Origin of the sequence: Marinoscillum luteum (genome assembly GCF_044005705.1) — a bacterium.
Classification (GTDB): Bacteria; Bacteroidota; Bacteroidia; order Cytophagales; family Cyclobacteriaceae; genus Marinoscillum; species Marinoscillum luteum.
Genome location: NZ_JBIPKE010000012.1, coordinates 37,798 through 54,957, shown reverse-complemented (window position 1 = coordinate 54,957; position 17,160 = coordinate 37,798). Strand labels below are relative to the sequence as shown.

Annotated in this window: 7 protein-coding genes; 1 reads left to right on the top strand and 6 read right to left on the bottom strand. The window is 44.9% G+C overall.

The window, feature by feature from the left end; translation table 11 throughout:
* Positions 1-26 precede the first annotated feature (26 nt).
* Complete coding sequence (locus ACHKAR_RS03615) at positions 27-1,346, bottom strand: ABC1 kinase family protein (RefSeq protein WP_395416402.1); 1,320 nt, start codon at positions 1,344-1,346, stop codon at positions 27-29.
* A gap of 100 nt (positions 1,347-1,446) precedes the next feature.
* On the opposite strand from ACHKAR_RS03615, the gene ACHKAR_RS03610 reads away from it, so the two are divergent.
* A complete protein-coding gene (locus tag ACHKAR_RS03610; protein WP_395416203.1) occupies positions 1,447-3,561 on the top strand; it encodes a prolyl oligopeptidase family serine peptidase in 2,115 nt (704 codons plus the stop codon).
* Between the two features lie 6 nt (positions 3,562-3,567).
* Here the strand turns inward: ACHKAR_RS03610 and ACHKAR_RS03605 are convergent, their stop codons facing one another.
* The 5 genes from ACHKAR_RS03605 to ACHKAR_RS03585 all read right to left on the bottom strand — a co-directional run bounded on the left by ACHKAR_RS03605 (position 3,568) and on the right by ACHKAR_RS03585 (position 17,076).
* The gene (locus ACHKAR_RS03605; RefSeq protein ID WP_395416202.1) at positions 3,568-4,227 is read right to left on the bottom strand and encodes a TetR/AcrR family transcriptional regulator; all 660 of its coding nucleotides are present in this window, start codon (positions 4,225-4,227) and stop codon (positions 3,568-3,570) included.
* A gap of 299 nt (positions 4,228-4,526) precedes the next feature.
* Positions 4,527-11,339: a cadherin domain-containing protein gene (locus ACHKAR_RS03600; RefSeq protein ID WP_395416200.1), complete on the bottom strand. Its 6,813-nt coding sequence runs from the start codon at positions 11,337-11,339 to the stop codon at positions 4,527-4,529.
* 98 nt (positions 11,340-11,437) lie between these two features.
* Positions 11,438-12,517, bottom strand: a complete 1,080-nt coding sequence (locus ACHKAR_RS03595) for a TIGR03032 family protein (protein ID WP_395416199.1) — start codon at positions 12,515-12,517, stop codon at positions 11,438-11,440.
* 83 nt (positions 12,518-12,600) lie between these two features.
* Positions 12,601-14,451 (bottom strand): T9SS type A sorting domain-containing protein, encoded by a 1,851-nt coding sequence (locus ACHKAR_RS03590; RefSeq protein ID WP_395416198.1) that lies wholly within the window; start codon positions 14,449-14,451, stop codon positions 12,601-12,603.
* A gap of 18 nt (positions 14,452-14,469) precedes the next feature.
* Positions 14,470-17,076 carry a tail fiber domain-containing protein gene (locus ACHKAR_RS03585; RefSeq protein ID WP_395416197.1) on the bottom strand — a complete coding sequence of 869 codons (2,607 nt, stop codon included), beginning with the start codon at positions 17,074-17,076 and terminating at the stop codon, positions 14,470-14,472.
* Positions 17,077-17,160 lie beyond the last annotated feature (84 nt).

The following is a 17,160-nucleotide window of genomic DNA, read 5'->3' as shown; positions in this document are numbered from 1 at the left end:
TAAGGATAAATGAAATGACCACCGAATTACTTCAACCAATCAGGTTTACTCGTACGTATTTTGGCTCCCAGCATATTGAGGAGCTGGTACAATCCAAAGTAAGTGCGATTGATATAAAGACCGTGTCTCGAACCTCGGGCATGCCTGGAGTTTCGTAGCTCCTTCATACTCCCCAGTCTTTCGCTGAGTTCGTAAATTTTCATGAAATAAGCATCATCCGAGAAGTCGAAAAAATCAGTATGAAAGGGACGACCGAGAAGCTCCATCATCTCCTTAAACAGAGACACATAGAGTTGTTTCTCATTATCAGAATCGTCGGCATAAATGAAGTTCAAATCATAAAGAACCGGTACCAATTCCAGATCGTCCTGAAGAAGGCGTTTATTCATCAATTTGAAATAGACAGTATAGAAATCCTCCGGGATTTCTTTTACACATCCAAAGTCGATGATACCTAAAGTTCCATCAGGCCGCATTAGGAAATTTCCGGGATGCGGGTCCGCATGAACGGCCTTGATATGATGGATCTGATGATGGTAGAATTCCCACATAGCCTGCCCTATCTGATCCCTGATTTCCTGTGTAGGATTGGTGGTCAGAAACTCGCGAATGTGCTGCCCCTCCAGCCAGTCCATGGTGATGATGCGGGCGGCGGAGTGCTCTTCATAATACTGCGGGAACAACAAGTTTGGTATCGCCTGACAAGCCTCAGAAATCCGCTTGGATCGGGAGACCTCTAGCTCATAATCGGTTTCTTCCAGCAGCTTACCTTCTACCTCATCCATATACTGATCCAGCTCTCGCTCGTTCAGTCCAAAGAGCCGGAGAGCAAATGGTTTGACCAGCTTCAGGTCTGACCGGACGCTATCTGATATGCCCGGATACTGGATCTTTACAGCGAGTGTTTTATCTCCCAAAGTGGCCTTATGCACCTGACCAATAGATGCTGCATTTACAGCGCTTTTGGAGAAGGAATTAAACCGTTCCGTCGGTGCCATTCCAAAGTATTTCTGAAAGGTCTTTACTACCAAAGGATAAGACAATGGCGGTGCGCTATACTGACTCATGGCAAACTTATCCTGGTAGGCTGTTGGTAATAAATTCTTATCCATGGACAGCATCTGAGCTACCTTCAGGGCGCTGCCCTTAAGCTCACTGAGTGATTCATAAATATCCTCTGCATTGTCCTGATCCAGCTGCTCACGGGAGGCATTTTTATCCATGATCTTTCGTCCATAGTGCTTCACATAGTTTCCTCCAACCTTGGCGCCTGTTTTCACAAATTTGGCAGCCCTTGACACCTTACCCACCGGAATTCTTCCTTGCTCTTTCATATCTCTGTTAATTGCAGGTAGAACTTACCGTGTATCTAAAAGGTTGGATTATTTTGAAATAAAGTTTGAGGGAATCTACCTTACTTAACTGTTTGAAAAGAAAATGCTTAACATGCTCAGACTACCCTACCTGCCGTCACTTCTACTCTCATCAATTATCCTGACCTCTTTTTCTATCAATAGTCAAAGCCTGGAATACCCGCCAACAATCAAGCGACCTACCATCAATGAATATCATGGATACCAGGTAATGGATGAATACCAATGGCTGGAGGAGATCGACCGGCCAGAGGTACGGATATGGGTGGAGGCGCAGAATGACGTATCTCAAAAGCATCTGAGGAAGCTTGCCAACCGGAACAATACCATCAATATGCTCAATGAATATATGTTGCAGAAAAAACGATGGACTACTTACGCCAATATCAACTTTAGCAGCAACCATGAATCCAATTATCGTCTCTTCTATGATGATGACCTCTCTGCTCCCAGCATTTACTATCGCGAGCGATCCTTTAACGACTATCGGGTACTGGTTGATCCCAAATTCATTTCAAATAGCGACCGAATCGTTATCGAGAATTTCGCGCCATCGAAGGACGATCGATACCTGGCCTACCTCTACAGTAGGAATGGAAGTGACTGGCGAGAGATCAAAATTCAATCTACGGAGGGAAGTGTTTCTCCACCAGAAATTCTGACTGGGGTTAAATTCTCAAACGTCAGCTGGCTAAACAATGGGTTTTTCTATAAAAAGTACCAGCAAGGTGCTATCACAGATCAGACCTTGGATTCGGAAGTCTACTACCACCGACTTTTCACAGAGCAGGAAGATGACTCCTTAGTTTTCAAAACCAATTCACCCTATGATGACTTTCAACTGTCTGGCACCTATCAGCAGGACATGTACGTACTAGAAATTCACAACCCAATCAAGAACCAGTATAGTTATCTCTATTTTGATCCGACCAGTGATATAAAGGCTTTCAGGCCTCTGCATTATAAGGTCAATTATTCCCTTGAGTTTATAGATTTCAAGCATGGGCATTTCTTTATGGAAGCCACCATCCATAACAAATCACAAGTTATCACCTTCACGGCTCAGAAACCCCTGGAGATTAGAAGGGTCACGCCCGAGTATGAAGACGCCCAGATCACGGGATATGAGCTCATGGATGACAAAATAGTCGTTTCCTATCAGGCATTGAGTAAGCCATTTATGACCGTGGTGGACCTGGAGGGAAATGTCCTCAAGGAGGTGGACTTGCCCGGGGGTGTTTCAGTATCCAATATGAGCTATCAAAAGGCTTCAGGAGATTTTATCTTTCTGCTACAGTCGTTTACCATACCGCCTGTAGTGTGCAAGCTTGATCTTAACAACTATGACTACAGTGTGGTGGAGCGCACAGGAGTCAATTTCGATTTTCAATCCTTCAAATTCTCCACCCAATACTTCCCGTCCAAAGATGGCACTATGATTCCGATCTTCATCGTCTATAAGAACGAACTCAAAAAAGACGGAAAGACTCCATTTCTTCTCTCTGCCTATGGTGGTTTTGGTGTGATCAGCAACCCTCACTATGATCCAGGGATTATTTATTTTATCGAACAAGGAGGAGCTTTTGCCTTTGTGCACGCACGTGGGGGCGGCGAACTGGGATTCGATTGGTGGAAAAATGGCAGGCTCGATCAAAAGCAAAACACCTTTGATGATGTGATTGCAGCAGCTGAATACCTGATTGATGAAAAGCATACCCAACCTGCAAAGTTGGGCTTCATAGGCAGCTCCAACGGCGGGCTCGTGGCAGGGGCCGTACTCACTCAGCGTCCTGAACTGTTCGGAGCGGTGGTGATAAAAGTTGGCGTGTTGGACATGCTCCGCTACGAACGTTTTACTGTTGGTCCGAAATGGGTAAAGGAGTTTGGGTCAGCCTCGGACTCCTTACAGTTTCTCAACCTGGCCTCCTACTCTCCCTATCATAACCTAAAAGAGGGTATTGAATATCCACCCACCCTGTTGGTGACAGCCCATACCGACGACCGGGTACCACCACTTCATTCCTTCAAATTTGCAGCTGCTTTGCAAGGCCTTTCAGGTAGTAATCCGGCCCTATTGTGGACACAACAAGGCACAGGCCACTCTGGAGCCGCTAATGTTTCCGAGAAAGTAGAAAACAAAGCCTTTGTCTATGGATTCCTTCATGAGCACTTACTCAGGAAGGATTGATGGGTTTTACTTGTTTTGGAAAAGAAACTTTGCAAAATCAAGCATCGAATCCAAAGGCCCTTTGCCTACCAGATCGAAGGCCAGGTTAACAGACTTCTCAATGGCCGCATCCGTCTTTTCAAAATCGGAGCTATCATCATTGACCCAAAACCGGGTAATAAACAGAAAGTGAAGCCAAAAGGCTTTTTCGTACTGATTGGTAAATGGCCGTTCGGCTACTTCCGTGGTATCCTTTCCTTCGGTAACTAAATCATTCACATAAGACTTAAAATGTGGCTGTACCCCCTCCAGAAAATAAGGGTTTAGTTCCTTTCTGCTGATCTCCTCGAAGCGCTTCAGCACGAAGCTTCGATTATTTTTGAGCATTTCCAGCCAGGTAAAATAAAAACCCAGGAGTTTCTCCCTCACGGTGTACTCTGCGTAGGCTGGATCTTCTTCTATGGTTTTGATGGTTTGCACAAACCAGTCACTCCAAATGGTTCGTTCCAGTGCTTTGAAAGAATTAAAGTATGAGTAAAACTGTGCCTCAGTGCTTTTCAGATCCTTTGCAAAAGCAAAAACTGAAGCCGGATTGGAGCCGTGCGTAAGTACGTGATCCATATAAGCCAATTTGAAGTCCTCCTGGCTTAATGACTTTTTTCTTGTTTTGGTGGCTGTCTTTTCCATAAAAGGATAAACCTGAAGCACTCGAAATTGTTGGGGAGATTAAAAAAAAACAATTTGAAAATAAAAAAGCCTCCCAAGAATGAGAGGCTTTTAACCAGCGGTGAACAGATACAGAAGTATTCTCTGAATTGTTAAGGCTAAGATAAAGGAGTGTGCCTCCGGTGACAATACCCTATTTATGGTATTTTTCGATCCCCTGTTTTAGGTTATGTGTCCTAAATGAGCCAAAACAGCCTTTTTTAAAACAAAAGGTCCCGAAAGCCAGCGCTCTCGGGACCTCAATATTGAACATATTACCTTTATTTTTTACCTACTTTTATCTGCTGCCTGAAAGTGCCGGACTCATCTGTGAAGACGATGAAATAGACCCCACTTGAAAAAGTAGTCAAATCTATCTCAGTGCTCTGAACGCCCATAGCCGGATTAAGGGCCTGTTCGAACAGTTTTACACCCGATACATCCAAAACCTCCATTTTGAGATCATTAAGTTTTCTGTAAACGAAAAACTCTGCCTTCAGTACGCCAGCCGTAGGGTTGGGGTATAGCTGAAGATCTTTCAAATAAGGCTTCATGGTGTAAAGCACCTCAGTGGCCTCTACTACAATGCCATTTTCTGTAATGGTCGCTCTCAGTTGGAATTTTTGATTCTCCTTATCTCCACCGATGATAAACTCGATATCTGAATTAGGATCCATAGGCACCCCGGGATACTGAATATTCAACAAGTATTTCCCTTCAGGAATACCTTCAAAATTGAAGACGCCTTCATCATCGGACTCCACATAGGCATACAGTTCGTAAATATCCTCTTCTGTCCTTCCAGCCCTCACAAATCGCCTCATCGAACAACCAGCTCGCTTCACCTTTCTTCGGGAATCTATACGATCATCTTCCCCTCCTATCACGTCCTGAAAGTCAGACTCAAGGGTTCCCACAAAAGAGGCACCACCCGGTGTAGGCGTCTTCTCATCATAAAACATCATCTGAATGTCTATTCCCTCAGCCTCTTCATAGAGGAAGAGCGTGTCTGCCTTGTCCCAATCACTCGTGCTCACATAATAAGTCTGTAATACGTCCGGAAAGACTGTTCGATTGGGCTTAACCAAGAGAACAAAGTCTCCAAGCACCACATCCTCAATCACATAAGTCCCATCAGAAGCCAGCGCGGCACTGTCTGTGATCTGGAAAGGTCCATCAAAAATCCTGAAGATATCCACTTGTCCATTGTTCAGCACAGTTCCCTGGGAGTTGGCAAATACCTTCCCAAAAACATCAGTTGCAGCCCATATGGAAAATCGTCTGGTATTCAATGTCAAATCAGGAAGCAATGGATTTTTGACTTCCAGAGAATAACGCCCCATGCTATTGATATCAATGTCATTGATCATATGAGTCATGGAGGTGGCGCCAGGGATACTCACATCCTCCAAATACCACTGATAACTATTCCCTGCATTGGTTTTCACCTCGGCGATAGACACCTGATAATCCTCTCCCGCTGGAATTGTATCCTGTCTGGCCACACCATAGCGCTTCTGAGGCGCGTAAGTATATGATGTTAAACTCACATTTTTCAAGAGGTCTGTGATGCCTAACCGGTTGTTGGATAGGTTGAGTGATGGATTCCCGGAAGATGAAACATTCGGGAAGCCATTAATCTCATTGCCACTCAAATCAATCACCGTCAATCCGGTTAAATCAGCAAATGACTCAGGAACACTACCAACAATGTTGTTATTAGGCAACCTTAGACCTGTTACACGGCCTCCGGTGACCTCCACACCGGACCAGCTGGCAGATACGGTATTGGCACTGCTCCAATTGGCGCTAGCTGTCCAGTTGGCACCATTGGTGGCAGCAAAAAACTCAAGAAGTGCGGTCTTATCCCGCTCAAGAGTAGTCACCCTCACTGAAATTTCCGCACCTGCGGACAGCTCTCCATCGGACACATTAATCGTCAGGCTGAAATCAGGGTTGACATCAAAATCAATCGCTGATGAATTGCTCACAGACAAATTACCCGTGTTGGCATTGATGGCAAAAGCGTTGCTCACATTACCATCTACAATCGTATATGTCAATGCATCCTCATCAGGATCTGTTGCTTCGATCACTCCCAAAGAAGCACCGCTAGCGCTGCCCTGCTCAACTCTGAAAACCTGATCTTCAATCTGAGGTGATTCATTGATATCAAGTATGCTCACCGTAATGATGGCCGTGGTACTTTCGGTCTGATTAGTGGCTTCCACTGTGAAGGACATTTCAGAAGTTTCTTCAAAGTTGAAAGCAGAAGCATCATTTACCACCAACTCATTTCCGTTGACAATGGACACCAGTCCATTTTCATTCCCGGCTGTTATCTTAATCTCTAAAGGAAGTTCCCCAGGATCTGTAGCCTCAATCACCCCGATCAGTGCTCCCGCTTCTGGGTTTTCCGGGATTTCAAAAGTTTGGTTGGCTATCATTGGTGCAGTAGACTCATTGAGATCGTTGATATTGATGGTGACCGTAGCCTTGGTATCAAATTCACCATCCGACACTTGTACTTCGATAGAGATGCTTTCCTGCAACTCAAAATCGAATAGCGCACTGTCCGCTACTGTTAATACACCTGTCTCCGCATCGATCGTCATTGCCCCATCGTCTCCTGAGGATATTGTAAAGGTAAGCGCGTCGCTTTCAGGATCGCTACCTAGGACAGTACCTATCATGGCACCAGTTGGCGAATTTTCGTCTATTGAGAAACTCTGGCTGGATATTTCAGGGGCCTCGTTGAGGTCATTGATATTGATGGTGACTATAGCTGTTGCATCAAATTCACCATCTGAAACCTGAACCTCTATTGAGATACTTTCCTGCAACTCAAAATCGAATAGTGCACTGTCTGCCACCGTTAATACACCAGTCTCAGAATCGATCAGTATTGCCCCATCGTTTCCTGAGGATATTGTAAAGGTAAGCGCGTCGCTTTCAGGATCGCTACCTAGCACGGTGCCTATCACGGTGCCATTTGCCGAATTTTCGTCTATTGAGAAACTCTGATCAGATATTTCAGGGGCTTCTTGGAGATCGTTCAAGTTAATAGTGGCAGTTGATGTGACCGTAAATACACCATCGGAGGCCTCTATGCTAAAGACGAACTGCGGGGTAGATTCAAAATCCAGTTGCGAACTGTCTGCCACTGAAAACTCTCCATTTGCTTCATCAAAGCTAAATGCCATGCTCTCATTTCCTGATATGAGGGCAAAAGTAATGGCATCCTCTTCCGGATCAGCAGCTATTAATGTTCCTGCAGAGATTCCGTTCGCTATATTTTCATTAATGTTAAAAACCTGATCGGCGAAAACCGGAGATTCGTTGACATTATTCAAGTCTATAGTGACTGAACTGGTGGATGAATTGTTTAGATCCGCAGCCATCACCTCAAGGACAAACTGGGTGTTTAGCTCATAGTCAAGCGCCGAGGAATCATTTACAGATAACACACCTGTAGACGAATCCAAAACAAATGCCTCGCTTTCATTTCCAGACATTATTTGAAATAAAATATTGTCCTCCTCTGGATCAGTAGCTTCCAAAGTACCCACAAGTGTACCGGACGCCACATTTTCATCGATCGCAAAGCTATAAGGCGCCAGGGACGGAGCCTCATTGATATCGTTAATATCTATGGTCACTGTACTTGAGACGCTATTGGTGCCATCAGAGACAGATACTTCCAGTGTATATTGTGCTACAGTTTCAAAATCCAACTGAGTGGAATCCAATACGCTGATCACTCCTGATGTAGGATCAATGGCAAAGGCAGCTGACTCATTACCGGAAGCAATGCTATAATCCAAGGCATCCCCATCAGAGTCGGTCGCCTCTACAGTACCCACTTCTGTTCCATTGGGCACATTTTCATCCACGGAAAATGTGTAATCCACGACTGTGGGGGCATCATTAAAATCACTCACGTCAATGGTGACGATGCCTGAAACAGTAGATGCACCATCCGACACATCAACAGTAAGTACGTACTGTGGTGTAGTGGAAAAATCTAACTGAGTGGAATCCAGCACTGAGATTTCTCCAGAATTAGAGCCAATCTCAAATGCTCCGCTTTCGTTGCCAGAAGAAATGGTAAATAACAAGGTTCCAGACTCAGGGTCAGTGGCGACCACCGTCCCAACAACCTCAGAATTTGAGGCGCTCTCTGAAACAGTAAAACTTTGATCAGAGATGCTCGGCGCTTCATCGATATCCACCAAATTAATGGTGATAGTATTGGAAGATGTGTTATAACCGTCCGACACATCTACTCCCAGGCTAAACACCGCAGTGGTTTCATAGTCAAGGGCGGCAGAATCCAATACGGTCAGGATCCCTGCACCACTAAGTGAAAATGTGCCACTTTCATTCCCTGAAGAAATGGCAAATGAAATAGGTTTTCCTTCCGGATCACTGGCAATAACTGTCCCCACCCCTAAGCCATTGGGACTGTTTTCGTTAATGGTGAAAGTCTGAGCTGATATAATAGGCGCCAGATTTGGCAATTGATTAAAAAGGAACCTTACCCGCCCATATTCCGGACTTTCGGTCACAAACAAATCAATGTCTCCGTCTCCATCCACATCTCCAACGGCGATGCGATGGGAAGCATAAGGCGCCGGCATCACTTCCACAAAACCACTACCGGTGTTCTCCATGAAAGTATCGCCATAATCCGAACTTGCGAAAACAATATCCTGATCACCGTCATTGTCAAAATCTGCAAAATTCGCATCTGTAATCCCTGCCTTATTGGACAACACAACATCCTGGACCACCCAGGAAAAAGCAAGGGTATCTGATCCATTATAAGCAATTCTTTGCTCATAGGAACCAGGCCAATTAAATGCGATCAATAATTCATAATCTCCATCACCATCGAAATCAGCGGTATCCAGTGCCACTACAGAATTTCCTCCGTCAGTTACATCTTGCTTCTGAGTAAAAAAAGTGGCATCTCCATTGGTGTTCTCAAAAACGCTCACACCAGAGTACCCTGTTCCAATAACCACATCATTGACTCCATTATTGTCCACATCAAAGATCAGAATACTTTCAACTTCAGAATTAGCCACTGAGGTTTCAGAAATGGTGGTTGGAGAAAAATTACCACTTACAAAATCATGGATTTGCAGATACTTGGATGAATAGTCTTCCTGGCTGACAATGGCCAACTCCAACTCTGGATCTGCATCCAGGTTAGCCAGAGCCATTACATGAATCTCAAAAGAGTATGAGGACATTAATACTTCCACTGGAGCCAACGGAGAAAATTTACCGTTGGAAAACTCAAATGGATAAACAGATGTGTAATAATACTCATCCCCCATATGAGGCTCTCCGGCAAAAACCAAGTCCAGGTCACCATCATTATCAATATCTCCAATGGCCACCAGAGGAGAAGCGAATCCCAGGGAGTCTGAAAGATTTTGTGATAAGGTGAAATTACCTGACCCGTCGTTAACCAAAAATTGGCCGATTTCATTACCAATGGCATCCAGGTCGCCATCACCATCTACATCCACCAGCTCAAAATTATATGCCCAAATGGGCTGAACCAGATGGTTAGTCACCACATTAAAGTTTCCACTTTCTACATCAAACTGAAATGCCTCTAATTCGTTAGTTGCGATCAGGTCATCATCCCCATCGTTATCAAAATCTCCTGCGACAAAATCCTCGAAAGTACCGACACTGGCAGAAAGAGTGGCTAATGAAGTTGAGAATGCATTTGTCCCAAAATCAAACACCTCTGTGATCTCCGAATAGGGACTAAAAATTTCAGTGCTCTGTACCAGCAGTTCTAAATCGGCATCATCATCAAAATTGGCCACCGAAAATCCGTTTAATGAGCCATTGACCACCACCGCATTAATCGGCCCAAAAGATCCAGAGCCATTATTTAGGCTTACCCCTACCCGATCATTATTAGGGTGATCAATATCAAGGCCCACTATCACATCCAGATCACCGTCATTGTCTACATCGGCTATTTTAATGTCATGAAAGAAACTGTCGGAGTACCAAATATTCAAATTTATATCAAACCTGGTGACCACCGAAGTGCCAAACCCACCAGATCCATCATTCAAAAACACCTCAAAGGCCTCGTAATAGGAAGCATTGTAATAGTTGGCCCCAAAATAGCTATCCGGCATGGTCAGTATATCCATGTCACCATCACCATCAAAATCCCCAAGTCGTACCACGTCAGAATTCGTGCTGTAGGTTTGGTGATAAAATGACCTTGGAAGTGTCGCTCTGCTGAAGCCAGTTCCCGTGTTGACCAAAAACTCATATTTAAACGATCCGGTACCATACCATGGAGCGGTCAATACATCCAGATCACCGTCATTGTCCATATCTCCAATCTGCAGCGTACGGATGTAATTGGAATCATCAAAAATGATCGAATCTCCCTGGAAAGTTCCAGAGCCATCATTCTCCAGAAAACGAATACGAGAACTGGAATATCCCTTGATATCTTCAAGAATTAATAAATCAAAATCGCCATCTGAATCCACGGTATCAGCCACTGCTGCCCGAAATCTGGCATCGGAGGCCGGGGTGAAATGAAACCGTTCGAAATGAGCAGAACCGTCATTTACGTAAAGGGCATGCTCGGTATAACCAAACCCCACAAAATCAATATCTCCATCATTATCAAAATCGGCAGCTATCTTCTCTTTCAGCACCAGTCCATCACCCAAATACGGACCTGCACTCAGATCGGATGCAGTATCCCCCTGCACCATCATGTTGGGAGCCATTTGGTACTCTACCAGATCATTTCTCCTGTGATACCATGAGTTGTAGTCTGTATAAGAACCTCTGGCTTTGGATTTGAAAGAGGCGGCTGTGGTAATAATCCCAAAAGCAGCTGCCAGCGCCCAGTGACGAAGGCTTAAGCTGGAATGGATTCCCAGCTGACGCTCCAGCTTTCGCAAACGATCCACCAACAGGTGAGCCGATCGGTCGGAAGTGGCTTGAGCTGACTTTAGTTTTTTCAGAAATCTGCTTTTGAGTTTTTGATAAGCGGATTTCCTACGGTTTTGAAGACAATTGGCGAGTGATTTCAAAATAGTTATATTTTTACTAAGAATAATCCTAAAATTGGGCGAAATTTACGCATAATTTCGCATTAATACAATTATGGGAAAGGCCATCCCGGTAATCTTCATGATTTCTTATCATCGGCCTCTGTCCAAAAGACCTGGTCGGACGTAACAATGGTCTGCTGATGCACGCCTTTATCCATGTTAAGTACATTTGGCCTCAAAGTATTGCGCAGTGCTTTTACCTCAAACAATTCCTCTACGGTGTTATTATATACGATAAATCCAACCTGCTGACCTGATGGTATATAGATGATACTGACGCCACAATGGACGGACTCTTTGGCGATAGGTGCTTCCTTAAATAAGGAACTGCCCTGCCGGAGGCGGGACATGGCCACGAAAAGATAATCACCAACCCGATCCATTCCCCTCAGGAAACCATTCAGCTTGGTCAATACATCATACTTACCAGTTTGAGGATCTACTTTTACCACTTCACCGGTAGCTGATAATAGCATAAACAACCCGTCAGGATATAGTCTTGGACTGTGGGGAACAGGTAGATCGTTCATGATGATTTCATTGCTCTCTACATCCATCAGAATGCCCGAAGTAAGCATCCCCTCCTTCCATCCACGTGGTGTGTTGGTGGCTCCCAGGGCCGTTACGTATTTGGGTTGTTCATTTTCCAGTGTCATCCCATTGAGGTGACACCTGTCTTCGGGCATTAATTCGGAAACAAAATGGGGTTTCCATACCGGTTTGAAGCTAAACTCGTCGCTGTTCACCATCAGGCAACAAAACAGTGTGTTGACGGCAATCAGTTTGTCCTTTGCCCAGATCAGATCATGGATGTCCAACGTACCCGTATTATAACTTACACGAGGTACATAAAGCGCATCGTAGGTATTGGGGTTGGGTTTGTAATTTGCTGCCAGCCCAGGCGCATTAGAGGTAACCAATAGCTGATCCCTTGTAGCAATGGCCCACTTATTGCCGCTAATGGCCATCCCCATGGGTCGATTAAAATTTCGAGGCAACTGCACCAGACTATCCTGATCCTTGGGTGAGAAAATAATCACCTTACCAGTCTGGTAGGTGCTAATGGCTAAGGAGCATTTCAGCCCTTGTAAAAGCTCTGGAACATTAGGGCTAAAACGATAACTAAATGGAGGTGGTACATTAGGCGATTCTTCCATGCCGCCAAGATAAAAAAAACGCCCCGATAGTTATCGGGGCGGCAGTTAAAATTACAACCTAAAATAAAAATAGACTGAAACAGTTATTTCCTACCCACCTTCACTTGCTGCCGGAATGTACCTCCTTCATCCGTAAATATGAGAAAGTAAACCCCTGCCTCATAGGTGGTCAGGTCAACCCGGGCTGTTTGAATTCCCATCTTTGGGCTCAACTCCTGTTCCATGAGCTTCACCCCCTTCACATCCACCACTTCCACCTTCAAATCATTCAGCTTTCTGTATACCAGAAAATCGATGGAAAGTACTCCCTCAGTAGGGTTTGGGTACAGTCTGATATCTTTCAAGTAGGGCTTCAGTGAGTATAAAACCTCATTAGCTTCCACCTGTATCCCCTGATCCGTTATCGTTGCCACGAGTGAGAATCTCTGATTCTCCTTATCGCCGCCCACAACAAACTCAATATCTGAATTGGGATCCATGGGTACACCTGGATATTGAATATTTAACAGGTACTTGCCCTCCTCAACTCCTTCAAAATTGAACCTTCCTTCATCATCGGATTCGACATAAGCATATAGTTCATAGATATCCTCCTCGATCCCCCTACCACTCCTCACAAAACGACGCATCGAACAAGCCGCCCGCTTTACTTTCCGTCTCGCATATATCCTACCGTCCTCCTCATCCACGATCGCCTCATCCAGCTCTGAAAAGAGCTCTCCATCGAAATTAGCTCCTGTTGGCACCGGAGTAACCTGAGGTTTGAATATCATATCAATGTCAATGTCATCCGCTTGCTCTCTCAAAAAGAGCGTATCTGCATCGATCCAGTCATTATTACTGATATAATAAGTCTGCAATACATTCGGGAAAGTCTCGGGGTTATTTTTCACCAACAATATGAAATCTCCGAGCACTACGTCTTCAATTACATAATTACCCTCCGAGTCTATTACCGAGCTATCGGACAAGGTGAAAGGTCCATCAAAAATTCGATAAATTTCAACCTGACCATCAGTCAGTAAGTTGCCCTGATCATCGGCATAGACCTTCCCATAGATATCTGTAGCCGCCCATATGTTTTGATTTCGAGTCTCAATCTCCAAATCGGGCAAAGCCGGATTGGTTACCTTCAGCCGGTATGCCCCCATGTTGCTGTAGTCAATATCGGTCAGCATCAGGCTCGTTTTATTTGCACCCGCCACCTCTACAGCCTCATCCGGTTTGGGAAAATCATCAAAAAGCCACTGATAGACATTTCCTTTACCCGGAACAGTGGCAACCAGCTGGTAAGCTTGTCCGGCCTCTACGGTATCACTTTTAGTAAAACCATAGCGCTTTTGTGGAGCATAGCTGTAATCTGCTATGTTCTTGTTTTTAATCAGGCTCTCAAATCCCAATCGATTTTCCTCCACCTTTAATGTCTCCAGGTTGGGCATTCCCGAGAGGTCAGGCAATTTTCTGATCTGATTATTAGAAAAATCTATATGTTCTAATTTTGCCAGGTTTTTGATCAACTCGGGCACTTCATTCTGCAAGTTGTTAGAAGGCAGCATAAGTGCAGAAACCCGCTGATTGGTGATTGTAACTCCAGCCCATTCACCAATATTTTCGGATACCAACCATCCCTCGTTGGTAACCCAGTCAGCCCCCCCGAGTGTTTCATACAGTGCCGCCAAAACTGCTGCATCCTTTTCCAAACCGAAAGAAAGAATAATGTATTTTCCTGGCATAAAACCTGAATACACAGCCTGGTTACCCCCGAGTGCTAGCTCACTACTGGCGGAAGGGTCCCCTGATACTGCCAGTGTACTGAAATTACCTCCGGTGGCCACACCGCCCCCAAGAGACTGCACATGCGCTGTATTGGCAAACTGGGAAAACCCAAAATGACCAATACCTATGAATAATATGATGTTTAAAAATCGTTTCATATTCATCCTGTACTTCTCCTATCGGTTCTGACCGATTGTTGTAGCTTCAGACTCTTTCGCTGGGCTTAAGAGTAGTTCCCTGATAGATGCTATCTCCGATCTGAGCTGTTCTATTTCGGATGATCTTGATGATGCTGCAGACAGCTCTGCCTTCATTTTAGCATTCTCATCTGCCAACATGTCCACCTTTTTATCCAATTCCTTGATGGCCTCCACCAGTGATGATACTAATACCGCATAATTGACAGCTTTGTATCCATCTTCATTTGTTGTAACCATCTCAGGATATATCTCTTGCACTTCCTGCGCAATAAAACCAATGTGTTGTTCATTCGAAGGATCACTTTTCCACTCAAAGGTCACCCCACGAAGAGATTTGATTTTCTCAAGGGAGTTCTTCTGAGTCTGTATGTTATCTTTTAGTCTCTGATCCGAAGTTTGCACGACTGACTGTCCGGAAATAGTGCCCGATGCATCAATGCTACCATCTCCCCATAGGTAAACATAGGTAGAGTCATTGTCGTATATGGCAATGTGGCTTTGTGCTACCGGATTACTGTCGGCACCAAAATCGGATCCGCCGTACATCCTGATACCACTACCCTCCACGGATGATAAGAGATTGATTTCACCCCCCTGTACTCCATCAACAGAAGAAGATTGCAAAACTACCATGCTGCTTGCATCTGCAGAGTGAAGAGTAAGTTGACCTCCATTGTCCCGGCCATTGCTAGTCAATCCTACGGTTTGATAGGAAGTGCCATCTATCGTATTAAAGATATTGATTGCACCAGCATCATAAGTACCATCCGAAAATACGTCTAGTCCAATGTTTGGAAGTGCCCAGGAACCTCCATCAGATTTCGATCCCAACAATTCCATTTTCGCAAGGTCATTATTGTCCCACTGTTTACCCCCCATGATCACGTTTGGTGTATTGGTACCAAAGAGTATCATTTCACCACTCACGCCTGAAGGGTCTGTACCTCCCGCATCATTATTCGCCCCTACCCGCATAATTCCCTTCACGTTATTATCAACATCTCCTAAAGGTCCTAGTAACTCCAATCTGCCAGCCGTACCCAGAGAGCCTACTGAATCTACCTGGAGCACTGCTCTTACGTCCCAATTGCGATCATTGCCACCATGGAGCTCCAAAAATCCCAGGTCCTGCTCACTCACTCCCAAAGAAATAGCAGCACTTTGACCATTTATGGCACGGGTACTCGAATTCATATTGAAATAAGGAACCTCACTGCTTTGTCCATTCAAACTGGCACCGAACTCCACCAAGGTCGTAAACGGATCTTCTGATGACCCCTCCATGATGAAGTAGGGTAGCCCATTGTTCCATGAGGCCATTCCTGTGTAGGTAGCGCCAGTAAAAACCCCACTCTGATCATAACCGGCCAATTGCATAAAGCCACCGGTGTTGCCCTGGTTACCAAACCATCCTGCTACCTTATGATTAGCATCGTAGGTATAAAGGTTACCCACCCCTTTGGTATTCACAAACAAGCGAGCTCCCTGATTTCTTAAAGAGTCATATAAACCGATATATCCACCATAGCCTGAATAGGAACTTCCTACAATCACTTTCGTGGAGTCATTGGCTCCATAAAGCACGAGACTACCAGCATTGGTCGGTTCATATATATTGAGGTGGGTTCTCAATTTTCCCTCGGCATTCAAAAGTTTGATATCTGTAGCTTCAATGGAATCAGGAACTCCAGTAGATGAACCTCCAGAAAAAGGCTCGCCATTGACCATCAATTCTCCATTGACATTCACATTACCATCAAACCAACCGGCCCAGTTCTCCACGCCTGCCTCAGCTATACCATGAACACCATAGTTAATCCCCGGGCCCAAAGCACGGCCTAATACTCCTTGGTTTAGGATGGTATCGGAGCCATTGTTCACTTCAGCCCAACCAGCTACTCCTATATTATCAACTCCCTGGGCTCCATACGCGCGGCCCCAAACCCCGGTATTGCCCCAGATGTTGTCTCTAGCATACCCAACAGCACCATTGTTATACGAGCCCGTACCATAGCCCTCCGAGCCATCTCCAGCACCTCTGGCTATCCCGAAGGTACCCCAGTTGGTGGCCCCTTCTCCATTGGCGTAACCATATACAGCATAATTGCTTCCAGCTCCTGTGGCTTGCCCATAGAGTGCATAAGAATCATCATCCATCTCCGCGATCACTTCTGCAGCTGCAAAACTCGATCCCGCGGATCCTGATCTGTTGACAGTCAGGGCAGGCTGATCAGTGGTCCCATCATATGTGTCCGTAAATACTTTCTGCTTATAGGGTTGATAGATGGTAATGGGGCTTAAGCTTATCTCTCCTACGGATATGATCAAGCTTGCTTCATCGGAAGATGCAAAAAGGTCGTCTGGTAGAGGTGTGATGCTCCCCAGTACCACACTGTAAAAACCATCGAGAATAGACACACTCGTATGTGTTTCAGTCCATTCGGTAGATTCAAAACTAAATGTAAGGTCCTTCGTACCTGTAACAGGCTCATCATTTTCAGTGAGTTTTCCCTGAAAAGGAATCTTCTGACCATAGGATGAAAGTGTAAAACATAAGGCAAATACTAGTGACAGATATTTCATAATTACGCGTTGTATATATTAAAGAACAAATGTAATTATGCCATTATGAAGATGCAGTACCTAAAAATAGGTAGTTCTCTCCTA